We start from the raw sequence: 24,960 nt of genomic DNA, 5'->3' as shown, positions 1-24,960 counted from the left end.
GCCGACGGCGTCGCCGCGTCCAGGGTACGTCAGCACCGCGGGAGCGCCGGAATCGTCCCGGGGGACTCTGCCATAATGACGGCCGTTGCCAACAGAGGTCAGGTGCTGCAGTGGGATCGTCGTTTGTCGGGATCGGCGGCTGGGAATTCATCATCCTGGTCCTGGTCTTCGTGCTGATCGTCGGCCCGCAGCGCCTGCCGGAGTACACGCGCAGCATCATCCGCCTGGTCCGCCAGGCCCGGCAGTGGGTCGAGGACTCCCGCGAGACCGTCGAGTCCGAGATGGGCATCGCGGTCGAGGACCTCAAGAAGTACGACCCGCGCCAGTACGACCCGCGGCGCATCATCCGCGACGCCTGGGGCGACACCACTCCGCTCGAGGAGCTGGTCGAGGACACGAAGTCCGTGGTCGGCGCGAGCGCGGCCGGCGTCGCCGGGGTCGCGGCGGCCGCGCGAGGGGACAAGGGCCGCAGCGGCTCGTCCTCGGCGCGGGATGCCGATGACGACCCGCGCCCGGGCCGCGCTCCCTTCGACGACGAGGCCACCTGATCGGCTGAGCCACCGGCTGGCACGCATCGACGCGCCGTCGCACCGGGTCCGTTGTCGACATGCCCGGCACGCCATCGACCTGCCGGGTCCGCCGTCGACGACGCGGATCAGCCGACGCTGAGCGGCAGCTTCATCCCCGAGAGCCCGCGCGGCCGATGCGCGAGCGCCGAGGCGATCTCCCGCAGCACGCGCGCGGCCTCCGACTCCGGCGCGGAGATCACGACGGGAACGCCGTCGTCGGCGCCCTGCCGCAGTCGCGGGTCCAGCGGCACCTGGCCCAGCACGCGCACCCGATGCCCGATGGCGTCGGTGAGGGTCTGGGCGACGCGCTCGCCGCCGCCGGTGCCGAACACCTCCGAGCGGGAGCCGTCGGGCAGCTCCATCCAGCTCATGTTCTCCACCACGCCCGCCACGTCCTGCTCGACGGAGGCGGCGAGCGAGCCGACGCGTTCGGCCACCCCCGCGGCCGAGGGCTGCGGGGTTGTCACGACCAGCATCTCCGCCCGCGGCAACAGCTGGGCGACCGAGATCGCGACATCCCCCGTCCCGGGCGGGAGATCCAGCAGCAGCACGTCCAGATCGCCCCAGTAGACGTCCGAGGCGAACTGCTCGATCGCCCGATGCAGCTTGGGTCCGCGCCACACGACGGCCTGAGCCTGGGGCACGAACATGCCGATGCTCATCGCCTTGACCCCGTGGGCCTCCGGCGGCATGAGCAGGTCGCCCACCTTGGTGGGGCGGTCGGTGATGCCGAGCATGCCGGTCATCGAGAAGCCGTGGATGTCCGCGTCGAGCACGCCCACGCGCAGCCCATCGAGCGCCATCGCGGCCGCGAGGTTCGCCGTCACGGAGGACTTGCCGACGCCGCCCTTGCCGGAGGACACCGCCAGGATGCGGGTCAGGGAGCCCGGCTCGTTGAAGGGGATCGCCCGGCGGCCCTCGCGCAGGCGCCGCGTGAGCTCCGCGCGCTGCTCCTCGGTCATCGCGGACGTCTCCACGCGCACCTCGGTGAGCCCGGGGACCGTGGCCGCCGCCTCCGCGGTGTCCTTCTCGATGCGGCCGCGCATGGGGCAGCCCTCGATCGTCAGCAGGACCCGGATCAGCGCGGCCCCGTTCTCGTCCACCTCGACGGCATCGACCATCCCGAGCTCGGTGATGGGCTTGTGGATCTCCGGGTCGATGACGCGGTCCAGCGCCTCACGGATCCGGGTGACGCGGTCGTCGGTCACGGGGCGTCGGCTCCCTTCGGGGTGGTGAGCGGCGTTCCAGGGGCATGTCGCGGCGGCGTCTGCTCGCGGAGCGCGGCGGCGATCTCCTCGCGCAGCAGCGCGCGCAGCGCCTCGGGGTCGATCCCGGGTGCAGAGACGGCGGTGCCGGACGCGGCGGGCGCGCCGTCGCCGTGCGCGCCGTCGCCGTGCGTGTCCGACGGGCGGGCGGCCGCAGGACGCTCCGCGTCGTCGTCCTCCGCCTGGATCTCCTCGAGGAGGTCGCGCAGCTCGCCGCGGACGAAGTCGCGCGTGGCGACCTCGTTCAGGGCCAGGCGCAGCGTCGCGATCTCCCGGGTGATGAAGTCCGTCGTCGCGTGGTTGCGCTCGGTGGACTGGCGATCCTGCTCGGCCTGCACGCGGTCACGGTCGGCCTGGCGGTTGTCCGAGAGCAGCAGCAGCGGCGCCGCATAGGACGCCTGCAGCGACAGGATCAGCGTCAGCAGCGTGAAGTTCAGGGCGCGCGGGTCGAACTGGATCGGCTCGGGCATGAACGTGTTCCAGCCCAGCCACACGGCGCAGAACACCGTCATCCCCACCAGGAAGGCCGGGGTGCCCATGAAGCGCGCGAAGGCCTCGGCGCCGCGGCCGAACATGTCGCCCGACAGCGGATTGCGCAGGCGCAGGCCGCGGCGAGGCGCCGGATCGTCGATGCCGACGCCCTGCCGGGCCTGGCGCGCGCGCCGATCGGCCTGCTTGCTCTTCGCGGTCGCGCCGCGGGTGCTCGAGGTCCTGCTCGTGTCCGTCATCCGTCACCCCTCCCGTGCATCGTCGTCGGAGCTGTCCTCGTCCATGCGCCGGGCGATCTCCGACAGGTCGATCTGGCCGGTGATCGTCGGCTGCTCGTCCTGCTCGCGCCAGTCCTCCGGCAGCACGTGGTCGAGCACGTCGTCGACCGTGACCGCGCCCAGCAGGCGCCCCTCCGCGTCGCAGACGGGCAGGGAGACCAGGTTGTAGGTGGCCATCTCGCGTGTGACGTCGTGCAGCAGCGCGGTGGGTGCGAGGTCGTGGCGGTCGGAGTCGACGATCTCGCCCACCGGGCGGTCGGGGCGCTCCCGCAGCAGGTGCTGGAAGTGGACGATGCCCAGCAGGCGGCCCGTCGGGGTCTCGAGCGGGGAGCGGCACACGTGCACCGTCGACGCGTGGGCGGGGGAGAGCTCCTCGCGGCTGATCATCGCGAGGCAGTGGGCCACGGGCGTCTCGGGGGCGACGATCAGCGGCTCCGTGGTCATCATGCCGCCGGCTGTGTACTCGTCGTAGGCCATGAGGCGGCGGACGTCCTCGGCCTCCTCGGGCTCCATGAGCGCCAGCAGGCGCTGGGCCACCCCCTCGGGCAGCTCCTGGACCAGATCCGCGGCGTCGTCCGGGTTCATCTCCTCGAGGACGTCGGCGGCGCGGGCCGCCTCGAGGGCGGTCACCATCTCCACGCGCGTGTCCTCGGGCAGCTCCTCGAGGACGTCGGCGAGGCGGTCGTCGGACAGCTCCGCGGCGAGCTCGAGACGGCGCTTGGGGTCGATCTCCTGGAAGATCTCGCCGAGGTCGGCGGGCTTGAGGTCCTCGTACGACGCGAGCAGCAGGGCGGCCGACTGCTCGGCCTGCGTGCCGAAGAGCCCGGTGACCTCGTCCAGCGAGACGGTCAGGGTCTCCCCGCGACCGCCCATGAGCTTGGCCAGCGAGGAGCCCGAGCGCTTGCGGCGGCGGATGTAGAGCTTGGACAGCTCCCAGTCGCCGTGGCGGTTCTCGTCCAGCGCCATGTCCTCGACCGTGGCCTCGCCGCTGCCGTCCGTGAGGGTCACGGTGCGGTCCAGGAGGTCGCCGATCGCGAGCAGCTCCGCGCTGCGCTTCTCGAAGCGCCGCACGTTGAGGATGCCCGAGATGATCACCTGGCCCGCGTCGATCGACGTGATGCGGGTGATCGGCAGGAAGACGCGGCGCTTGCCGGGCACCTCCACGACCATGCCGACGGCGCGCGCGCCGCGGGCGTGCGGCGAGAGGACCACGTCGCGCACGCGTCCGACCGGGTCGCCGAGGGGATCGAAGACCGAGGTCCCGGCGAGACGGGCGACGTAGAAGCGCGACGAGGAGTTCACGCGATCCAGCGTAGTGCTCGCGTCCGGGCGCGGGCAGGGGTGGGCGCCGTGGGATAGACGACGCCCGCCGGGCGGATCAGCGCAGCGACGCCATCCAGGCCTCGATCTCGTCGGCCGTCCGCGGCAGCGCCGCAGACAGGTTCTCGACGCCGCTCTCGGTCACCAGGACGTCGTCCTCGATGCGCACGCCGATGCCGCGGAAGTCCTCCGGGATCAGCAGATCCGTCGCCTGGAAGTACAGGCCCGGCTCGATCGTGAAGACCATGCCGGGGACCAGCTCGGCGTCGAGGTACATCTCGCGCCGCGCCTTCGCGCAGTCATGGACGTCCATCCCCAGGTGGTGGCTCGTGCCGTGGACCATCCAGCGGCGGTGCTGCTGGCCGGACTCGGCGAGCGACTCCTCGGCCGTCCCGGGCAGCAGGCCCCACTGCTCCAGATGCCGGGCGATCACCTGCATCGCCGCCGCGTGCAGCTCGCGGAAGCGCGTGCCGGGACGAGCCACGGCGAACGCGGCATCGGCCGCTTCCAGGACGGCGTCGTAGACCTCGCGCTGGCGGGGCGAGAACGTGCCGGAGACCGGCAGGGTGCGGGTGATGTCCGCGGTGTACAGGGAATCGACCTCGACGCCCGCGTCGACCAGCACGAGGTCGCCCTCCCGGACGGGACCGTCGTTGCGGATCCAGTGCAGGGTGCCGGCATGCGCGCCGCTCGCGGCGATCGTCTCGTAGCCCATCGCGTTGCCCTCGGCGCGCGCGACCGCGTTGAACGCGCCCTCGATGACCCGCTCCCCGCGGGCGTGGGCGACCGCGTCGGGCAGGCGGCGCACGACGTCCTCGAAGCCGCGGATGGTCGCCGCGACGGCCTCGCGCATCTGCGCGACCTCGTGCTCGTCCTTGACCAGGCGCTGCTCGGAAGCGGCCTCGGCCAGGCGATCGGCCTCGGCGACCGCGTCGTCCCCGCCGGGCAGGCCGTTCTGCTCGCGGATCTCGGAGACCATCGCCTCGATCGACGGATCGACGCCCGGCATCACGGTCAGCGACAGGTGCGCGCCCACATCCTTGGCCAGCGCATCGCGCAGCTCGTCGATGTGGCGGCAGGCGATGCCCAGGCGCGCCTCGACCTCGGCGAGGGTGGGACGGCGCCCCACCCACAGCTCCCCGTAGGTCGAGTCCGCGTAGAACTCGGTCGAGTCGAAGCCCGCGCGGGGCTTGAAGAAGTACGTGGCCGTGGCCTGCTGCGGGTCCTCGGCGTCGGGCTCGACGACGAGCACCGAGTCCGGCTCCTCGTCGGTGCCCAGGCCGCCGTAGTACGCGAAGGCGGTGTCGGGGCGGAACGGGTAGTCGGTGTCGTTGCTGCGGGTCTTCAGGACCCCGGCCGGCAGCACGATGCGGGTCCGCGGGAGCGCGCGGACCAGGGCGTCGCGGCGCGCGGGGGTGAAGTCCGCGACCGCGCGGCGCTCGGCGGAGGGCACCGCGTCGTCCCAGCCGGCGGCGATGAAGGAGCGGAAGGCATCGCTCGTCGGGCGCTGGGAGCGGGTGTCGCCCCGGGAGGCGAGCTCCTCGGGGCTCGGGCCGTCGGGTCGGCCGCTCGGGGAGGAGGTGCTCGCGGCAGGGGCGCTCGGTGCGGAGGGGCTCAGGGCGCTCTCGACGGCGGCGCTGGGATCGGGCATGGGGGTGGTGTCTGCAGTGGTGTCGTTCACCCCTCGATCCTCTCACCCGCGAGGCGCGCGGCGCGGAGTCGTACTGTGGCCGTATGCCGATCCCTGCCGATGCCCGCGCCGACCTGCACACGCACTCGACGTACTCCGACGGCACCTGCACGGTCGACGAGCTCCTCGCCGAGGCCCGCGCCGCGCGCCTGGACGTCATCGCGCTGACCGACCACGACACGACCGCCGGCTGGGACGACGCCCGCGCGGCCGCGAGCGCCCACGGCGTCACCGTCATCCCGGGCATCGAGGTCACCGCCGAGCACGGGCGCGCGAGCATCCACATCCTCGCGCTGCTGCCCGACCCCGGCCCGGAGACGCCGCTGGCCCACGAGCTGCAGCGGGCCCGCGCCTCCCGGCGCGACCGCGCCCGTGCCATGGTCGAGGCCATCGCCTGCGACCACCCGATCACCTGGGACCAGGTCCAGGAGCAGGTCGCGGGGGAGGAAACCACGCTGGGGCGCCCGCACATCGCCGACGCCCTCGTGGCCGCGGGTGTCGTCCCCGACCGGGGCGCGGCCTTCGCCTCGATCCTCGCACCCGGCTCGCCCTACTACGTGCGCCACTACGCGCCTGCCCCCGAGGTCGCCGTCGCCGCGATCCGGCAGGCCGGAGGCATCCCGATCGCCGCGCATCCCGCCTCCTCCGGCCGCGGCGAGAACGTGCCCGAGGAGATCCTCGAGGCGATGATCGGCGCCGGGCTCCTGGCCATCGAGGTCGACCACCGCGAGCACGGGGAGGCCGAGCGCACCCGACTGCGGCAGATCGCACGCTCCCACGGCCTCTGGACGACGGGCGGCAGCGACTACCATGGCGCGGGCAAGCCCAACCGGCTCGGGGAGAACCTCACGAGCCCGGAGATGCTGGAGGCGATGGTCCCGGCGTCCGGGGGAGCCTCCTGGGGGGCGGAGCCGATGCGGCCGTGAGCATCGCCAGCACGGCACACCAGCACCAGCACCAGCACCAGCACGGCACAGCAGCACCAGCGCGGCGCGGGCGCAGACCACAGCAGAACAGAGCAGGTCGTGACGGACCGGGGAGCAGAGGGAGACCAGTGAGCGGGGGTCAGCGGTGAACGTCCTGGATGTGCGGTTCCTCCTCGAGGTCTTCGTGACGCTGTTCGTCATCGTCGACCCGCCCGGGACCATCCCGATCTTCATGGCGCTGACCAACACGATGGCCGCCAAGCAGCGCTCCCGCGCCGCGCTCGTGGCCACCGGCGTGGGCATGCTCGTGATCGTGGGCTTCGCCGTCTTCGGCCAGTTCATCCTGACCTACATGCACATCACGCTGCCGGCGCTGCAGTTCGCCGGCGGCCTGCTCCTGCTGCTCATCGCGCTGCAGCTGCTGGCCGGTCAGGAAGGGGAGATGGCCGCGACCGACGGCGTCAACGTCGCGCTCGTCCCGCTGGGGACGCCGCTGCTCGGCGGTCCGGGGGCGATCGTCGCGGTCATGCTGTTCGTCAACCGCGCCGGCGGCGAGGGGCCGAAGATCGCCGGGATCGTCGTGGCCCTGCTGGCGATCGCCCTCATGATGTACACCTTCATGCGCTTCTCCGGCGTGATCGCGCGGGTCCTCGGCGACGGCGGCGTCACCCTGGTCACGCGCATCTCCGGCGTGCTGCTGTCCGCGATCAGCGTGCAGATGCTCTTCGACTCCGTGCACTCGGTGCTGCAGACCTGGGGCGTCATCGCCGCGTCCTGACCGTCACGGGACTCCTGCAAGCACCCCGCGACCGTCTGCGCATCGGCTCACCACAGGAGTCCCGCTTCCGGATGCTCGGGGTGTGAGGGTTGCTCGGGGTGTGAGGGTTGCTCGGGGTGTGAGGGTTGCTCGGGATGCGAGGACCCCGGATGCCCGGGCGTGGGATGCGCGGGATGCTGGATGCTCCGGCTGTGGATACGAGGGCGCCGTGCGCCCGGTAGCCGGTGCGGGGTCGCAGACCGCAGCGGCGCGATGCGCGAGATCGACGAAACGAACCATACGGCGGAACGAGACACACAGAACGAGCCATCGAAACGGCTCGTTTCAGCGTTCTCGTGCGGCGCGGGTCCTTGCCGGAGCGGCACAGGTCCTTGCCGGAGCAGCGCGGGTCCCTGCCGGAGCGGCGCGGGTCCTGATATGACGTCGACGGCCCCGATCCGTGTGGATCGGGGCCGTCGAGGTCGTGGAGCGAGGCTGTCAGCCCTCGGCGGGGGCGGACGGTGCCCCGGAGGAAGGGCCGTCAGACGACCGCGAGGACGACGCCGAGCCGCCCTCGCCGCCGTTGCCGCGACGCCCACGGCCGCCGCGCGAGCGACGACGACGGTTCGAGGAGCGCTTGCCGGAGCCCTGTCCGCCGGCAACCTCGCCGCCTGCGCTCTCGGACGAGCCCTGTGCGGCGGTGCCCTTCGTGTCGGCGCCCTTGTCGGCGCCGCTCGACGTCGTGCCCTCGCCGGCGATGACCTCGCCGTTGACGCGACGCGTGCGCGTGCGGGAGCGCTCGCGGCGCGGACGCTCCGAGCCCTTCTCTCCCGTGGTGGCCGAGGAGCCCTCGTCGCGCGAGCCGGAATCGCGTCCGTCGCGCGAGCCGGAATCCCGGCCGCCGCGACCACCGCGCCCGCCGTCACGGTCACCGCGACCGCCGCGGCCGCCGTCACGGTCACTGCGGCCGCCGCGCCCGCCATCGCGGGGGCCGAAGCGCTTCTCGCGAGCCCGCTCGCGCGCGGCGTCGCGGCCGCCGAGGTCTTCGAGGACCTCCGCGTCCAGGCCCTCGCGGGTGCGGTTCTCCTGGGGCAGCTTCCCCTTGGTGCCCGCGGGGATGTTCAGGTCCGTGTACAAATGGGGCGACGTCGAGTAGGTCTCGACGGCCTCGGCGGTCTCCAGCCCCAGCTGGCGGGCGATGAGCCCCCAGCGCGCCACGTCCTCCCAGTCCACGAACGTGACGGCCGTGCCCTTCTTGCCCGCGCGGCCGGTGCGGCCGGTGCGGTGGAGGTACGTCTTGTCGTCGTCCGGGCAGTTCCAGTTGATGACGTGCGTGACGTCGTCCACGTCGATGCCGCGGGCGGCCACGTCGGTGGCCACGAGCACGTCGATCTTGCCGTGGCGGAACGCGCGCAGGGCCTGCTCGCGGGCGCCCTGGCCCAGGTCGCCGTGCAGGGGAGCGGCCGCGAAGCCGCGCCCGATGAGGTCGCCGGCCACGCGATCGGCCTCGCGCTTGGTGCGCATGAACACGATCGTCAGGCCGCGGCCCTCGGCCTGCAGCACGCGGGCCAGCACCTCGATCTTGTCGAGCTGGTGGGCGCGGTAGACGACCTGCTTGATATCGGCCTTGGTGCGCGACTCGTCGCCCGGGTCCGCGGCGCGGATGTGGGTCGGGTGGCTCATGAAGCGACGCGCCAGGGCCATGATCGGGCCGGGCATCGTCGCGGAGAACAGCATGGTCTGGCGCGAGGTCGGCACGGCCTGCAGCAGGCGCTCGATGTCCTCGAGGAAGCCCAGGTCGAGCATCTCGTCGGCCTCGTCGAGCACCGCGATGCGGACCTGCGAGAGGTCCAGGTGCTTCTGGCGCATGAGGTCGATGAGACGGCCGGGGGTGCCCACCACAATCTCGACGCCCTGCTCGAGGGCCTCGATCTGCGGCTCGTAGGCACGGCCGCCGTAGACGGTGAGGATGCGGATCGGGCGGTGGGTCGAGGCGGCGCGGAGGTCCTCCGCGACCTGGACCGCGAGCTCGCGGGTGGGCAGGACGACGAGGCCCTGGGGCTTGCCGATCGGCCGGCCGTCGGGGTTGTCCTCGCCCGGGGCGACGGAGTTCTGCAGGATCGGGATGCCGAAGCCGAGGGTCTTGCCGGTGCCGGTCTTGGCCTGGCCGATGATGTCGCGGCCCTTGAGGGCCACGGGCAGCGTCAGCGCCTGGATCGGGAACGGCGTGACGATCCCCTTCTCCGACAGCGAGCGGACGATGTCCTCGCGGACGTCGAAGTCGGCGAAGGTCTGCTGCGCGGCCTCGTCCGGGGTCACGGTGTCGCCGGAGGCGAGGGCCTCGACAGCGGGGGCGGCATCCTCGAGATCGGTCTCGGGGGCATCGAGCGCGGCATCGACGACGACGGCGTCAGCGGGCTCGGGGGCGTGCGTGGTCTCTTCGGGCACAGTTCATCTCTCTGATATGGGTCTTCCCGGCCATGGTAGCCCGGACGCCCCGACGGGCCCGGACGGGTGTGCGCAACCGCTCCCGGCGGGCGGGGCCGCCGTGCGTGCGCCGCGCCGCAGCGGCATCTTCCGCCGGGCGCGTTCCTCAGCGGCGCATTCCGCCGGGCACGTTCCGCCGGGGCGACGCGTGCTCCCCATTCCTCAGCGGCCTGCGCGTCAGGGGCCCGACGTGGCCGGGGCGGCGGGGGAGGGCTCCTGCGTCGCGTCCGGGTCGACGACGCCGACCGGGGCGGTGGGCGCCGCGGGATCCGTGACGCGCTGGTCGTCGGGCACGACCTCGCCGGGAGGCGCCGACGGTGCGGGCTCGGTCGCCTCCTGGCTCGGGGACGGCTCGGGCGATGGCGTGACGAGCGGCTCGGTCTCCTCCGGCATCCGATGGCGCTCGATGGAGACGGAGACGAGCCCCAGCCCGCCCATCGTGATGTCGTCGTAGGCGACGACCCGGTGCGTCGCGGGGTCGATGTGCAGCAGGCGCACCGTGAGGTCGAGCGGATCGCCGCCGTCGAGCACGGGCCGCACGCCGCCTGAGGCGAGCGCGCCCCCGGTCGAGCCCGAGACCATCCAGTCGGTGCCCGAGCCGTCGCGGTCGAGCTGCACCTCGGGGGTGTGCATGTGGCCCGACAGCACGAGCGGCACGCGGCCCTCCAGCCCCTCCGGCTGCGTCGGATCGTGCAGGAGGGCGATGTCGACGGGCGCGTCCGGGTGGGCGGCGTCGTGCTCGGCGATCGTGTCGCCCAGCTGGCGGGCGGTCGCATCGACCGCGTCCTTGCCCTCGGCGAAGCCGCCCGCGTCGGAGTCGTCGTCGGCCGCGAAGCGGGGGTCGCCGATCCCGGCGATCCGCAGGCCCGCGACCTCCTGCACCTCGTTGCTGAGGACCACGGCGTTCGGCTGCGCGGCCACGGTCTCGATCGCCGCCTGCCCGTCGTGGTTGCCCGCGATGAACACGTAGGGCACGCCGAGCGTGCCGATCACCGCGAGCTGCTGGTTCTCCCAGCTCGTGCCCCACGAGACGATGTCGCCCGTGTCGATCACGGCATCGACGGGGAACTGGCCGATGAGCTGGCGGATCACGTCGTACGCCTGCGGGTTGTCGTGGATGTCGGAGACGTGCAGGACGGTGATGAGGTCCTGCGGGGCGTCGCCCGCCGAGGGCAGCGAGTCCGCCGCGACGTACAGCGCGGAGACCTGTCCGACGAACTCGGCCAGCGTGCGCCGGTAGCTCGAGTAGTCCGCGGCCGTCGCGGTCCCGATGTCCGCGACGTAGGCGGCCTGGGACAGCAGGCCCTCGAAGCGCGGCTGGGCCAGGGCGCGGGTGTCGAACGTCGCCGCGACCAGCCCGCACGAGGCCCCGACCAGCCCCGCGGCCCCGCCGGCGGCGATGATCGCGCGCCGGGTGCGGCGGTAGGTCAGACCGGTGGCGGTCGCGGCGCCGAGCGCGGCGAGCAGGGCCGTGGTCGCGGCGTTGCGCACGGCGGCGCCGGTGATCGCATCCGGTGCGGTGGCCTCGAGATCGGCGAGCGCAGTGTCCGAGCGCAGGAGCTCCTCGGCGCGGCGGATGTCCACGCTCTGCACGCGCGCCTCGACGGCGACGGGGGCCTGATGGGTGTCGAAGGCGACCTCGCCGACCGGGGGCAGCAGGATCACCGTGCGGGGATCTAGCGAGGGCCGCAGGTGGACGGTGGCGGTGACCGGGCCGACGTCGACGCTCGTGGGCGGCGCCAGCAGGATGCCGACGACGGCCCCCAGCAGCGCGATGAGGACCGGAGCGGCGGTGCGACGGGCGCGGCGGAGGGTGCGGAGGGCGCGTGCCCTCCGCACCCGGGCGGGGGCGGAGCGCGTGGAGGGGGCGCGCGCGGAGCCGGTCATCGTGCGCTGGTGCGGCGCGTCGGCCGTGACCCGTCGAGGTCGATCAGCCGAGGAAGCCGACGCGGCGGGGCTCCTCCGTGGACAGCTCGGCGTAGGCGAGACGATCCGCGGGGACGATCACGAGGCGCCCTTTGTCGTCCTTCAGCTCGAGGGTCGAGCCGTCCGCGACGGCCGCGGCGATGCGCTGCGAGACGGTCTCGGCGTTCTCCGAGCTCTCGACGACGATCTCGCGGGGCGAGTGCTGGATCCCGAGGCGGATCTCCATGGTCTGCGTCCTTCCGACGAAGCGTTCTGACGCGCCGATCATATCGACGCCGACCGCCGCCCCGTCGCCGTGGCAGGCGGTCTTCGCTCCCGGCGCAACGCGTCGCGGGCGGGCGTGCTCAGGCGATCAGATCGGAGTGCGCGACCTGCTCGGGGTGCGCGATCGCCTGCGGGCGCACGTCGTGCGCGACCGCCGCGGTGAGGGTCCCGCTCGGAGGGCCAGGGGTCGCGCGGGGCGGGAAGCTCCAGAGGCCGTCGCTCATGAAGGTGGTGAGCAGGGCGGTGATCCGCTCGCGCTCCTCGGCGGTCGATGCGCTCGCCAGGTTCTCGGCGTTGGAGCGCGCCAGGGCGGCGAGCCCCTGGCCGAGGATGTGCGCATCGCTCGCGGGGATCTCGCGATGGCGCATGAGCGCCTGGGCGATCGCGTCCCCGGCATGTCCCACGATCTCGGTGACGGCGCGGGTCACCTCCTCGGAGACCGCCTCGGAGGCCTCGAGCATGCGCAGGGCGGTCCCGGATTCCACGAGGACGGTGGTGAAGCAGTGCAGGCCGTGAGCGATGCGCGACCGAGTCCCTCCCTCGAGGTCCGTGATCTGGTCGATCTCGGTGATCAGGCGCGCGCCGACCGCGCGCACGACCTCCAGGTACAGATCCTCCTTGGAGCCGAAGTGCTGGTAGAGCACCGGCTTGGTGACACCGGCCGCGGCGGCGATGGAATCCATCGACGTGCGGTGGTACCCGCTGCGGGTGAACTGGCGCGTGGCCGTCTCGAGGAGCTGAGCGCGGCGCAAAGCACGGGGAAGACGTGCGGGGGTTCCCATGGCGGGCCTTTCAGACAGGGCGGGGCGCAGCGGGGATTCCGCTGATCCGCGACCGATAGGCAGAATGCAGCGCCTGCCAGGCCCGACGGCCGCATCCGCCGGGCAGGACTCAGGATCGCGTCGCGCTCCTCGGCGAGAGCGCCGTCGCGCGTCGTTCGTCGGAGGGCTGTGGTCGAATGGCCGACATGCCCGCCGCACCACGCCATCGCGCCCCATCCCGCACCGCCGCGGGGGCGCCCCCGCGCGCCGCCGCGACGGTCCGGGACCGGCTGCGCCTCGTGCCGCCGGATGCGCAGCGCCTGCCCGCCCCGCTGTCCGGCGCGGCGAGCGCGGAGCAGCGGGCGGCCCTCGAGGCCCTCGCGGCCGGCATGGACGTCCTCGTCCACGGCGCCCCGGGATCCGGCCGCACGCGCCTGGCCCTCACGGCGGCGCTCGAGCATCCGGGATCCGTGCTCCTGGCTCCGCGCCGCAGCTCCGCCGGGCTCCTGCGCGATGCGATCGCGCTGTCGGGCGCCGTCGGAGGCTCCCGGGCGTCGACCCCCGCGGGCCTCGCCTTCGCCGTGGTCCGGGAGGCCGCCGCCCGGGCGGGCCGTGGGGAGCCGACGCTGGTCACGGGCGCGGACCAGGATGCCCTGCTGCGGGACCTGATCGCCGCGACGGACGACTGGGAGGTGCCGCTGGACCCGGCGACACGACGGCTCCCCGGGTTCCGCGACGAGCTGCGCGACATCGTCTCGCGGGCCGTAGAGCTGGGCCTGCTGCCCCGCGACCTCCGGGAGCTGTCCGTGCGACGCGATCGGCCGGCCTGGCGGGATGCCGCACGGATCCTGCGCGGCTACCTCGATGTCCTCGACCTCGAGGCCTCTGCCGCGCTCGACGCCGGGCCGCGGTACGACAGCGGGCGGATGGTGCGCGAGGCCGCGCGTCTCGTGGCCCGCGGCGAGGGGCCCTCCATCCCGCTCGTCGTGGTCGATGACGCCCAGGACCTCACAGCCGCCGGCGTCGAGCTCGTGCGCGCGCTGCGGACGAGCGGCGCGCAGGTGCTCCTCACCTCCTGCCCCGACGCGGCGGTGGACACGTTCCGCGGTGCTCTGCCCGACGCCGCCGTGCGCATCCTCCCGACCCCGGGCGACGGCGGGGCGCCGCTCGGCGCAGGCGGGCGCCCGGTGCGGCACCTGCTACTGGGCCCGTCGCAGCGCACACCGCATGGTGCGCTGTCCGTGATCGAGGCGCTGCGCGGCCGCCTGCCGCTCGCGGGCGCGCCGACGGACTCCCGCCGCCCAGCGGACTCCGGTCGATCAGCGGACCCCGGTCGATCAGCGGACTCGCGTCGAGCAGCCGCAGGCGACGGACCCGCCGCCGCGGACGTCCGTCCGGCCCCGGTCGCGGAACTCTCTCCGGCCCCGGCTGCGGGGGAGGCTGCGGCCGCCGAGGCGCGCTCGCCCGTCGCGGTGCTGCGTGCCCCGGGGACGATCGAGGAGGCGCGCTGGATCGCCACGGTCCTGCGCGACCTCCACCATGCCGAGGGCGTCGCGTACGACGACATGGCCGTGGTCTGTCGCTCGGGCGGCGCGGTCGACGACCTCGTCGACCTGCTGCAGCGGCAGGGCCTGCCGGTCACCGCCTCGCGCCGGCCCCGCCCGCTGCGTGACGAGCAGGTGGTCGCAGATCTCCTGACGATCATCGAGCTCGCCGTCGACGGCACCCCGCCCGGGCCCGAGCAGGCCGCCGAGCTGCTGCAGGGGCCGTTCGGCGACGCCGATGCGCTGCGCCTGCGCCGCATCCGGCGCCTGCTGCTGCGTGCGCACGAACGGAAGGCCGCAGGCGACGGGGCGCCGGAGCCGGGAGGCGCACCGCAGGGGGAGGACGACGGCGCGCCGGAGCCGGGAGGCGCACCGGTCGCGTCCGCCGAGTTGCTGGCGCGGGCGCTCGTGGCCGAGGACGTCCCGGGCCTGCCCGAGCCCGGGGAGCGCGACCGCGCGGCGGTCCCCGTCCACCGCATCCGGCGCATGATCGCCGCAGTCCGCGCCCTGGGGCCCGCCCCGGGGGCGACGGACGCGCTCTGGGCCGCCTGGGAGGCGGCCCGCCTGGCCGAGGGGTGGCGCGAGGCATCGCTCGAGACCGACGACCTCGACGGGGCCGGGGCCCGCGGACGCCTCGCGGCCCGCCGCCTCGACGCCGTCACCGCCCTGTTCGCCGCCGCCGAGCGCTTCACGGACCGCCGTCCCCAGGCCGATGCCCTCGTGTTCATCGAGCACGTGCGCGGCCTGGCCATCGCCGAGGACACCCTGGCCCCCGGTGCGCAGCTCGACGGGAGGGTGCGGGTGCTCACGCCCGCGGCGATCGCGGGCGAGGACGCGGACACCGTCGTGCTCGCCCACGTGCAGGAAGGGGCGTGGCCGAACCTGCGCCTGCGCTCGACCCTCTTCGGGGCCGCCGAGCTCGCGCTGAGCGCGGCAGACACCTCGCTGCCCCTCGAGCCCGGTGCCCTGCGGGCTGCCCAGCGCGAGGCCGTCATGGCCGACGAGATCCGCCTGGCCGTGAGCGCGCTGTCCCGCGCCCGCACACGGATCCTGGTCACCGCCGTCGACGGGGAGGATCTCGCGCCGTCCGCGTTCGTCGACGTCATCGAGCGCGCCGCCGGCCCGCACCCGTGGGTCCATCCCGACGCGGCCTCCGCGGACCCGGGCCCCGCCCCGGACCCGCGGCGCCTCGTCGCGGCACTGCGCCGACGTCTCCTCGACCCCGGTACGTCCCCGCAGAGCCAGGCGGAGTGCGCGCAGCTGCTCGCCCTGCTCGCGGACGCCGGAGCCCCCGGGGCCGACCCCGGCACCTGGTACCACCGGCGCCCCTCGTCCACGGCGGCGCTGCTGCCTGCGGATGCTCCCGTCCGTCTGAGCCCGTCGGCCCTCGAGCGGGCCCACGCCTGCCCCCAGGCCTGGCTGCTCGAACGCTCCGGCGGCAGCGGCGCCCCGACCCCGCTGCAGAGCATCGGCACGGCCGTGCACCGCATCGCGCAGGACCACCCGGCCGGCCCCTCCGAGCGCGATGACGACGGGCGCCCCGTCGACCTGCTCGCCCAGCTCACCGCGATGCTCGCACCCCTCCACCTCGAGCGCGCCTGGTCCACCCGGCGTATGCTCGCCCGGGCTGAGAACGCCGTCGAGCTGCTGGCCCGCCACCTCGAGGTGACCGGTCAGCCGCTCGCGGTCGAGGCCCCCTTCACCGTCTCCCTCGGGGACGTCGAGCTGCACGGCACGATGGACCGCGTCGAGGGGGATGCCACGGGGCTGCGGGTCGTGGACCTCAAGACCGGTGCGGCCGCGAAGTCCAAGGCCGATGCCGCGCTCGACCTCCAGCTCGCCGCCTACCAGGCCGCCATCCGCGACGGCGCGCTCGCCGAGCAGCTCGGCGAGGACGCCCCCGAGCGCCTCACCGGGGCCCAGCTGGTCTACGTCGGCACCGGCGCCCGGACGCCCGTGGTGCGCACCCAGGGGGCGCTCACGAGCGCGGAGGACCCCCGCTGGTTCGACGACCTCGTCGCAGGCGTCGCGCGGGAGCTGCGCGGGGCCCAGGTGACCGCGCGGCCCAATGCCCACTGCGATCGCTGCGCCGTGCGCCGCGCGTGCGCCCTGCAGGCGGAAGGAGAGCAGCTGTGACGACCGATCAGACCAGGCCCGACGCGGACGGCGGTGCGACGGGCCCGCAGCGAGATGGAGCGAGCCCCGGCCCGGCACCGCGCTTCACCGCCGCGGACCTGGCCGACCTCATGGAGCGACCGCGCCCCACTCCCGAGCAGGCCGCCGTCATCGAGGCCCCGCTCGCGCCGATGCTCGTCGTCGCCGGCGCCGGCAGCGGGAAGACGGAGACCATGGCCTCCCGCGTCGTCTGGCTCATCGCCAACGGCATCGTCGAGCCCCGCCAGATCCTCGGCCTCACCTTCTCCCGCAAGGCCGCCCGCGAGCTCGACGAGCGCATCGCCTCGCGCCTCACGGCCCTCGCTGCGGCTCTGCGGGCCGAGCGCCTCCCCATCCCGGCCGGTCTCGACCACGCCGGGGACGACCTCATCGGCCAGCGCGCCGAGGTGCGCACCTACAACGGCTTCGCCCAGGACCTCGTGGCCGAGCACGCGCTCGCCGTCGGCATCGACCCGGACCTCACGGTGCTGTCGTCCTCGGCCTCCTGGCAGCTGGCCCACGAGATCGTCGAGTCCTCGGGGGAGGAGCTGACCGTCGACGCCTCCGCCGCGACGGTCACGGCCGCGCTGATCTCCCTCACCTCCTCGCTCGCCGAGCACCTCGTCGAGCCCGGGGAGGTGACCGCGCACCTGCAGCGGATGCGCGAGCACCTGGCAGGCATCCCGCTGCAGGCCGAGGGCGGACGGCGCCGCACCACCCCGTCCGAGGTGGTCAAGGTCCTCGCGGCCCTCGACGCCCGGGAGGCCCTGCTCCCGCTCGTCGAGCGCTTCGCGGCCGTGCGGCATGAGCGCGCCGCCCTGGACTTCGCCGATCAGGTGTCGCTGGCAGCGCGCATCGCCCGAGACGTGCCCGCCGCCGGCCGCCTGGCCCGCGACCTGCACCGCGTGGTGCTCCTGGACGAGTTCCAGGACACCTCGGTGGCCCAGCTCGAGCTCCTCGCGGGCCTGTTCGGCGCGGGGCACCCGACCGTCGCGGTCGGCGATCCGCAGCAGGCGATCTACGGCTGGCGCGGCGCCTCGAGCGCCTCCCTGACGGGCTTCGTCGAGTGCTTCGGGAGCACGGAGACGCCCGTCGTCCAGCGCACCCTGTCGACGTCGTGGCGCAACGACCGGGCGGTCCTGGAGGTCGCCAACCGGCTGGCCGCGCCGCTGCGCATCGCCTCCCGCGGCGTGAGGATCCCCGAGCTCACCGGCCGCCCCGGCGTCGAGGACGGCGCCGTCGAGATCGCCGAATGCGCCGACGAGGCGTCCGAGGCCCGGGAGATCGCGCGCTGGATCCGCGACCGGCGCGCCGAGGCGGCCCCTGGGACGGCGGGGGAGCAGCCGCCCGTGCCGACCGCCGCCGTGCTCGTGCGCAAACGCAGCCAGATCCCGCCGCTCGTCCGCGAGCTGGAGGCCACGGGGCTGACCGTGCAGGTCGTGGGGCTGGGCGGGCTCGTGCACCGACCCGAGGTCGCCGACGTCCGGGCCCTGCTCGAGGCCGCCCACGACCCTGCGCGCGGCGACTCCCTGATGCGCCTGCTGGCCGGCCCGCGGGTGCGCCTCGGCGCCCGGGACATGGCGGTCCTGGGCCGCTGGCGCGACCACCTCGCGAGCCGCCAGCGCCGCCGCAGCACCGAGGCGCGGGGGAGCGGGACGCCGACGGACGAGGCCGACGAGGTCACCCTCATCGACGCCGTCGACGACCTCCCGCCCGGCGACTGGACCGACCGCGACGGGCGCGCCCTGAGCGACGAGGGCCTCGCGCGCCTGGAGGAGCTGCAGCAGATCCTGCGCACCGTCCGCCGCCGCCTCGGCCTGCCGCTGCCGGACCTCGTGACCGCGGCGGGCGCCGCGCTCGGCGTCGACCTGGCCCTGCTGTCGCGACCGGGGGAGTCGACCTCGGCCTCCCTGCGCGACCTCGAGGAGTTCCGCCGGTACGCCGCCGAGTTCGAGCGCACCGCCGTGCGCCCCGGCCTCGGCGCGTTCCTCGCGCTGCTCGACGTCAGCGAGGACAAGGAGGCGGGGCTGGCGGTCACCGAGGAGGGGGCCGAGCCGGACCCGAGCGCCGTCACGATCCTGACCATGCATGCCGCCAAGGGCCTCGAATGGGACCTCGTGGCGGTGGCCGGGCTCACCGAGGGGACCGTGCCGAGCTACCGGCATGCGCGCACCGCCGAGGACGGCACGCTGCGCGTCACCGAGTCCGGCTGGCTCGGGGCCCTCGCCGATGCCGCCGTCCCGACCGAGCTGCGCGGGGACGCCGACACGCTCCCGCAGCTGCGCTGGGCCGAGGCCGACACCCAGGTCGACGCGATCGAGATCCTGGGCGAGTTCTTCGAGGGCCTCGGCGCGGAGAAGCTCGCGGAGGACCGTCGCCTCATGTACGTCGCGGTCACGCGCGCCCGCCACCGCCTGCTGCTCGCCTCGGCGGCATGGCGCCCGGGGAGGAAGTCCGTCCAGAGCCGCTCGCGCTACCTCGTGGAGACCGCGCCGCTCGTGCCCGAGCCGTTCCGCCGCACCGAGGAGGTCCCGGAGGAGAACCCGCTGGCCGTCTCGCCGCGCCGCGCGGTGTGGCCGCCGGAGCCGGGGGCGGAGGAGGAGGCCCGCGACCGTGCGGAGGCCCTCGTCGCGGCGGCCGCCGAGGTCAACGCGCAGGACCTCGACGGCAGGGACGCGGAGGCCCTCGACGGCGAGCTCGGCGAGCAGACCCGGCGCGTCCTCGCGGACCTCGCCAGCCGCAGCGGCGACATCCTCGTGCGCTCGCCCGCCCGGCTCTCGGCCTCCCAGGTGGTCGCGCGCGCCCAGAACCCCGAGGGCGCGCCCCTGGACCTGCTGCGTCCGCTGCCGCGGCGCCCCTCCGCGGCCGCGCGGCGCGGCACCGAGTTCCATGCCTGGCTCGAGCAGCGGTTCGGCGCCAGCGCCCTGCTGGACCTCGAGGACATCGCCGACCTGGCCGACCTCGCCGACCTCGATGCCGAGGGCCCCGGGCCGGCCGAGCGGGACGCGGCGGATTCCGCCGCGCGGATGCGCGAGGCGTTCGAGGCGTCCGTGTGGAGCGGTCGCACGCCGCTGGCGGTCGAGGAGCCGGTCACGACGATGCTCGGCGCCGTCGGTGTGCGCGGCGTCATCGATGCGGTCTACGCCGATATGGCTCCGGGGGCGCCGGAGGACGGCGTCGTGATCGTCGACTGGAAGACGGGCCGGCGCCCGACGGGGGCCGCGCGCCGGGCACGCGCCGTGCAGCTGTCGGTGTACCGCCTGGCCTGGCACGAGCGCACCGGTCTGCCGCTGGAGAGGATCCGCACGGCCTTCCACTACGTGGCCGAGAACGTGACCGATGAGGTGCTCGAGCACCCGAGCCGCGAGGAGCTCGTGCGGCTCGTCGCGGGCGAGGATCGGGAGGCGCTGGGAGAGGGCCCGGCGGTGCCGGGCGAGGAGCCGGCGGCGGACTGAGCGCCACCGCGGGCCGCGTCAGGGGCGCGGCTGCTCCCGCTCGTCCCGCTCGCGGTCGATGGTCTCGGCCTCGCCGAGGCCGACCGCATGCGAGCCGTCGCCCGTCCAGTGGCGCGAGAAGCGGCCGGCAGGAGCGGCGTCGGCATCGGGGCCTGCGGCGAGGACGCTCTCGGGGTCTGCGTCCGCGGCAGGGCGCTGGGCCTGGTCCACGTCAGGGAACCGGGCCGGGTCCGCGGGCACCTCGAAGTCCAGCGGCTCGGTCGCGTACTGGGACACGTACTCTGCCTTGTCCTCCGCCCATAGCTCGCCTGCGTCGGAACTGACCGCCGCGTCGGGGGCCGCGTGGGGGGCCGTCGGGGCGGTGCCATCGCCGCGGGGTTCGGCGACCCATCTGCGCTGGGCCGCGGTGGCGTCGGCCGCGTCCCGGAAGGAGGCGTCGTCCGCCTCGGTGCCGACATGCGCGTCGTGGCCCCGGCTCGTCACGCCGGTGTCCCCAGAGCTGGGGTGCGCAGAGCCGACAGCCGACCCGGCGAGCTCGGCCGTGTCCGCACGGGAGGTGGGCCGAGCGGCATCGGTCGCGACGGGGTGCGCGGGCGGCGCCTCGACGGAGCCGGTCGAGGCGGTCGGGTCGATGATCGTCCGCTGTGCGTTCAGGGCCTCGTACTCGCGCTCGGCCTCCTCCCGGGCGGCTGCGGCGATGTCGTGATCGAGGTCCTCGAGCATCCCGCGCGCATCGTCGACGATCGTCCGGTCCTCGGCATCGAGTCCGTGCAGCAGCCAGTCCACGATCGCGAGCTCGCCGACGGCCTGGGCGCGCTCGACGAGACGCCCGTGCGGGGCGACGGGCAGCTCCGCCACGTAGGCCGCGTACAGGGTGTCGAAGGTCTCCGGGTTCAGGACGGAGACGAGCCAGGCGAGGTCGGTCGCGGGGTCGCCGGTGCGGGCCTCGTGCCAGCCGGTCACGCCGGTGATCTCGTGCCCCTCGACGAACAGGTTCTCCTCGGACATCCCGCCGTGCACGAAGCAGGGGCGGAACGCCCACAGCTCGTCGTCGGCGAGCAGCGCGTCCCAGCGCTGGGCGACCGACGGCGGGAGATCCTCCGCGGCGCGGGCCCGTGCGATCTGGGAGCGGTGCGCGGCGCGGATGGACGGGGCGGTGAACGTCTCCACCCCTGCGGACTCGGCGGCGTAGGCGGGGACGGCGTGGATGCGGGCCAGCACCCGCCCCAGGGAGCGGGCGATCTCGGGCTCCTCGGCCAGGCGGTCGAGGAACAGGGGGGAGCCCTGCGGGGTCTCGGTGACGACGGCGCGCCCGCCCTCGGGCAGGCGCACGAATCCGAGCGGGGTGGGGACGAGAGGCCCCACCGGGGTGCCGGCGAGGGCGTCGGCCACATGGACGTCCTTCTCGAGCTGGAGCCCGGCGGCGGGCGTCGCGGGCGTCGTCACCAGGACGCGGCGGCCGTCGTCGCCGACCACGCCGGCGACGTCGAACTCGTCGATGGGGGTCGCGATCGGGACGGTCCGGGCCGGTCGGAGACCGGGGACCGCCGCGGCCGCGAGGGCTGCCAGGGCGTAGGAGTTCCGTCGCACCCGTCCACCGTACTGCCCCGATGCTGTCGGTCTACGGTGGGACACATGCCAACCCACAGCGGTGATCCGTCTCGCACCACCCCCGCGCCCGCGGCCGCGCCCGTCTCCCAGCCCGCGGCCGCGCCCGTCTCCGAGCCCGCGGCTGCTCCCGCCCCCGTGTCGTCCGCCGGCGCGCCGTCCCCCGAAGGCGCTGCGGCACCGCAGTGCCTGGCGGCGCCGCTGGCGCGGATCGGCTTCGACCGCGACGGCCTGCACCGCGAGGACCTGGCGCCGAGCGGCGACGACGTCCGCTACGTGGTCTCCTCGGGCGCGTCGATCAGCGTCGCCGACGGTCCCGACGGCGTGCGCCTCGCGCTCGAGGTGACGGATCCGCGGCCGGACCCCTCGCATCCGCTGGTGTACCTGGGGCGGCTCGGCGAGCACCGGGTGGTCGCGGCCGATGTGCCCGAGCCGAGCGCCGAGCTGGATGATCCCGGCCGGGACCTGCGGGAGCTGCGGCGCGTGGCCGCCCAGCTCTCCCACGAGGAGGCGGGGATCGCGCTCACGGCGGTCGGCATGGGGGCATGGCACCGCGCCCACCGCCACTGCCCCCAGTGCGGCGGTGCGCTCGCGCCGGAGAGCGCCGGGTGGGTGCTGCGGTGCCGCGAGGACGCCACCCCGCACTTCCCGCGCACGGACCCGGCGGTGATCATGGCCGTCCGCGACGCCGACGATCGCCTGCTGCTGGCGCGCAACGCCTCGTTCCGCGGCCGCTTCCACTCGGTGCTCGCGGGGTTCGTGGAGCCGGGGGAGACCCTCGAGGGCGCCGTGGCGCGCGAGGTCCGCGAGGAGGTGGGCATCGACGTCGAGCAGGTCGAGTACGCGGGCAGCCAGCCCTGGCCGTTCCCGCGCTCCCTCATGCTCGCCTTCCGGGCGCGGGCGGCCAGCGGCTCCGGCGCGCTCGCGCTGCAGGAGGAGGAGATCGCCGAGGCCGCCTGGTGGACCCGCGAGGACCTCGTGCCCGCCCTCGCCGCCGGCCGCATCGCCCTGCCGGGCCCGGAGTCCATCGCCCGCGCTCTCATCGAGGACTGGTACGGCGGAGCGCTGCCGGACGCGCGCTGAGCGGGAGCCGGGGCGCGCTCCTCGTCCACAGCCTTCTCAGCCCACCCCCGACGGTCCGCACCCGACGGTCCACACCCGACGGTCCGCCGTCCTGGTCCGTCGGGCCCCTCTGGGACACTGGGGAGCGATGAACGACGACGCCCCCCAGCAGCCCGCCACGATGAAGCCCACCACCATGGCGCAGACGAGCCCGCAGCAGACGACGCCGCAGGAGGCTCCGCGCCCCCCGGCGACCGCCGAGGAGATCCTCGCGGCGCTCGACCCCGAGCAGCGCGAGGTCGCGACGACCTTCGGCGGGCCACTGTGCGTGCTGGCCGGAGCGGGCACCGGCAAGACGCGCGCGATCACCCACCGCATCGCCTACGGCGTGGCCACCGGGCAGCTGAACCCGCGCCACGTCCTCGCGGTCACGTTCACGGCCAAGGCCGCCGCGGAGATGCGCTCGCGCCTGCGCGACCTCGGCGTCCCCGCCGTCCAGGCCCGCACGTTCCACGCGGCCGCGCTGCGCCAGCTGCGGCACTTCTGGCCGCGCGTCGTCGGCGGCCCGATGCCCGAGATCATGCCCAGCAAGTTCGCGGGCGTCGCCGAGGCCTGCCAGCGCCTCCACATGTCCGTCGACCGCGCGGCCCTGCGCGACATCGTGTCCGAGATCGAGTGGTCCCGCGTCTCGATGCTCACCCCGGAGACCTACCCGCAGGCGGCCGAGGCCGCGCGGCGGCCCGGCGTCGCCGGCTTCGACTCCCGGTCGATCTCGCGGATCCTCACCTCGTATGAGGAGGTCAAGCGCTCCCGCAGCCTCATCGACTTCGAGGACGTGCTGCTGCACATGGTCGGCATCCTCACCGAGCGGCCCGACGTGGCCCGCGAGGTCCGCGGCCAGTACCGCCACTTCGTCGTCGACGAGTACCAGGACGTCTCGACGCTCCAGCATGCGCTGCTGCGCCTGTGGCTGGGGGAGGGCAGCGACCTGTGCGTCGTCGGCGATGCCGCCCAGACCATCTACACCTTCGCCGGTGCCCGCGCGTCCTTCCTCCTGGACTTCTCGCGGGAGTTCCGCGGGGCTCGCAGCATCCGCCTCGAGCGCAACTACCGCTCGACGCCGCAGATCGTGAAGATGGCCAACACCGTCCTCGACGGGGCCAACGGGCGCACCAAGGCCCAGCGCCTGACCCTCGTCGCGCAGCGCCCCGACGGGCCCCCGCCCGTCGTCGAGACCTATGCCGATGACCCGGCGGAGGCCGAGGGCGTCGCCGAGCGGATCGCCGGGCTCGTCGCCGACGGACGTCCCGCCGCCGACATCGCCGTCCTGTTCCGCACCAACTCCCAGTCCGAGGCCGTGGAGCAGGCGCTGACGGGACGCGGCATCGGCTACCTCGTGCGCGGCGGCGACCGCTTCTTCGACCGGCAGGAGGTTCGGCGCGCGATGGTCGCCCTGCGCGCCGCCACGAAGGTCGACGGCTCCGACGATCCGGCGCGTGTCGCCCGCGACGTGCTGGGCCAGCACGGGTGGTCGCCCAATCCCCCGGAGACCACCGGTGCGGTGCGGGACCGCTGGGACTCCCTCAACGCGCTCGTGAACCTCGCCGACACCGTCGCCGCACGGCCCGGGGCCACCCTCGCGGACCTCGTGCGAGAGCTCGAGGAGCGGGCGGAGGCGCAGAACGCGCCCGTCGTCGACGGCGTCACCCTGGCCTCGATCCATGCCGCCAAGGGGCTCGAGTGGCCCGTCGTGTTCGTCATCGGCGCGAGCGAGGGCCTGCTGCCGATCTCCATGGCCAAGACCAATGCGGAGGTCGAGGAGGAGCGGCGACTGTTCTACGTCGCCCTCACCCGTGCGCGCGATCTGCTGACCGTCTCGTGGTCGGCGGCCCGCACCCCGGGCGCGCGCGGCTCCCGCAAGCCCACCCGTTTCCTCGACGGCGTCATCGAGCGCCCCGAGGGCTCGAGCTCCCCGGGCGCCTCGCGCCGGAGGACGGGACGGCGCTCGGCGACCATGCACCAGGAGTGCCGGGTGTGCGGGGGAGGGCTCACCACCCCGCATGAAGAGCGCATCGGGCGCCACGAGACCTGCCCGCCCACGCACTCCGAAGAGGTCATGGACGCCCTGCGCGCGTGGCGGCGCGAGACCGCGGCGGCCAACGGGGCGCCCGCGTACACCGTCTTCACCGACGCCACGCTCGAGGCGATCGCCGAGCGCGACCCCCACGGGCGCCAGGCCCTGCTGGCCGTCCCCGGGGTGGGGCCCGCCAAGCTCGAGGCGTTCGCCGATGCCGTCCTGGAGATCCTCGCCGCCCACCGGAGCGACGAAACCGCAGGTCAAAAATAGGTTCTCTGATTCCCGCGGGCGGTGTACGCTCGTCGTGTTCATCGTCCACGTCGTGGCC

At 74.6% G+C, this 24,960-nt stretch carries 16 protein-coding genes; 7 read left to right on the top strand and 9 right to left on the bottom strand.

Annotated features, from left to right (window positions below; genetic code table 11):
* The first annotated feature begins 110 nt into the window (after positions 1-110).
* A complete protein-coding gene (locus FM110_RS12280; RefSeq protein ID WP_087105029.1) occupies positions 111-548 on the top strand; it encodes a twin-arginine translocase TatA/TatE family subunit in 438 nt (145 codons plus the stop codon).
* Between the two features lie 107 nt (positions 549-655).
* Here the strand turns inward: FM110_RS12280 and FM110_RS12275 are convergent, their stop codons facing one another.
* From FM110_RS12275 to FM110_RS12260, 4 genes are all read right to left on the bottom strand, one after another.
* Positions 656-1,777, bottom strand: a complete 1,122-nt coding sequence (locus FM110_RS12275) for an Mrp/NBP35 family ATP-binding protein (RefSeq protein ID WP_234992449.1) — start codon at positions 1,775-1,777, stop codon at positions 656-658.
* Complete coding sequence (locus FM110_RS12270) at positions 1,774-2,562, bottom strand: DUF1003 domain-containing protein (protein WP_087105028.1); 789 nt, start codon at positions 2,560-2,562, stop codon at positions 1,774-1,776. The genes FM110_RS12275 and FM110_RS12270 overlap by 4 nt, the downstream gene beginning before the upstream one ends.
* A 3-nt stretch (positions 2,563-2,565) precedes the next feature.
* Positions 2,566-3,903 (bottom strand): magnesium transporter MgtE N-terminal domain-containing protein, encoded by a 1,338-nt coding sequence (locus tag FM110_RS12265; RefSeq protein WP_200810242.1) that lies wholly within the window; start codon positions 3,901-3,903, stop codon positions 2,566-2,568.
* Between the two features lie 76 nt (positions 3,904-3,979).
* Positions 3,980-5,572, bottom strand: a complete 1,593-nt coding sequence (locus FM110_RS12260; RefSeq protein ID WP_087105055.1) for an aminopeptidase P family protein — start codon at positions 5,570-5,572, stop codon at positions 3,980-3,982.
* Positions 5,573-5,655: 83 nt separating this feature from the next.
* Between FM110_RS12260 and FM110_RS12255 the strand changes: the two genes are divergently transcribed.
* Entirely contained in the window at positions 5,656-6,537 is an 882-nt protein-coding gene (locus FM110_RS12255; protein WP_087105026.1) for a PHP domain-containing protein, read from the top strand.
* A 145-nt stretch (positions 6,538-6,682) separates the two neighbouring features.
* Positions 6,683-7,315, top strand: coding sequence for a MarC family protein (locus FM110_RS12250; protein ID WP_087105025.1), 633 nt, complete (start codon positions 6,683-6,685; stop codon positions 7,313-7,315).
* Positions 7,316-7,792: 477 nt separating this feature from the next.
* On the opposite strand, the gene FM110_RS12245 is transcribed toward FM110_RS12250, so the two are convergent.
* The 4 genes from FM110_RS12245 to FM110_RS12230 all read right to left on the bottom strand — a co-directional run bounded on the left by FM110_RS12245 (position 7,793) and on the right by FM110_RS12230 (position 12,753).
* Complete coding sequence (locus tag FM110_RS12245) at positions 7,793-9,742, bottom strand: DEAD/DEAH box helicase (protein WP_159458083.1); 1,950 nt, start codon at positions 9,740-9,742, stop codon at positions 7,793-7,795.
* A gap of 216 nt (positions 9,743-9,958) precedes the next feature.
* Positions 9,959-11,668, bottom strand: a complete 1,710-nt coding sequence (locus FM110_RS12240) for a metallophosphoesterase family protein (protein ID WP_087105024.1) — start codon at positions 11,666-11,668, stop codon at positions 9,959-9,961.
* Positions 11,669-11,711: 43 nt separating this feature from the next.
* Positions 11,712-11,933, bottom strand: coding sequence for a DUF3107 domain-containing protein (locus tag FM110_RS12235; RefSeq protein WP_087105023.1), 222 nt, complete (start codon positions 11,931-11,933; stop codon positions 11,712-11,714).
* Positions 11,934-12,051: 118 nt separating this feature from the next.
* Complete coding sequence (locus FM110_RS12230; protein WP_087105022.1) at positions 12,052-12,753, bottom strand: TetR/AcrR family transcriptional regulator; 702 nt, start codon at positions 12,751-12,753, stop codon at positions 12,052-12,054.
* 185 nt (positions 12,754-12,938) lie between these two features.
* On the opposite strand from FM110_RS12230, the gene FM110_RS12225 reads away from it, so the two are divergent.
* The gene (locus FM110_RS12225; RefSeq protein WP_234992448.1) at positions 12,939-16,412 is read left to right on the top strand and encodes a UrvD/REP family ATP-dependent DNA helicase; all 3,474 of its coding nucleotides are present in this window, start codon (positions 12,939-12,941) and stop codon (positions 16,410-16,412) included.
* The gene (locus FM110_RS14780; RefSeq protein ID WP_268802203.1) at positions 16,409-19,885 is read left to right on the top strand and encodes an ATP-dependent DNA helicase; all 3,477 of its coding nucleotides are present in this window, start codon (positions 16,409-16,411) and stop codon (positions 19,883-19,885) included. Before FM110_RS12225 ends, FM110_RS14780 begins: the two co-directional genes overlap by 4 nt.
* Positions 19,886-19,903: 18 nt before the next feature.
* Here FM110_RS14780 and FM110_RS12215 read toward each other — a convergent pair whose 3' ends face one another.
* Positions 19,904-21,475 (bottom strand): phosphotransferase, encoded by a 1,572-nt coding sequence (locus tag FM110_RS12215; RefSeq protein WP_087105021.1) that lies wholly within the window; start codon positions 21,473-21,475, stop codon positions 19,904-19,906.
* 45 nt (positions 21,476-21,520) lie between these two features.
* On the opposite strand from FM110_RS12215, the gene nudC reads away from it, so the two are divergent.
* Together nudC and FM110_RS12205 are read left to right on the top strand one after the other, a co-directional pair.
* Entirely contained in the window at positions 21,521-22,576 is a 1,056-nt protein-coding gene (gene nudC / locus FM110_RS12210) for an NAD(+) diphosphatase (RefSeq protein WP_200810241.1), read from the top strand.
* 175 nt (positions 22,577-22,751) lie between these two features.
* Complete coding sequence (locus tag FM110_RS12205) at positions 22,752-24,902, top strand: ATP-dependent DNA helicase UvrD2 (protein WP_087105050.1); 2,151 nt, start codon at positions 22,752-22,754, stop codon at positions 24,900-24,902.
* The last annotated feature ends 58 nt before the right edge of the window (positions 24,903-24,960 follow it).

The sequence above is a fragment of the Brachybacterium nesterenkovii genome, assembly GCF_900163655.1.
In the GTDB taxonomy this organism is placed as follows: Bacteria; Actinomycetota; Actinomycetes; order Actinomycetales; family Dermabacteraceae; genus Brachybacterium; species Brachybacterium nesterenkovii.
The sequence above is the reverse complement of the archived record's forward strand: the minus strand, read 5'-3'. Positions and strand labels throughout refer to the sequence as shown.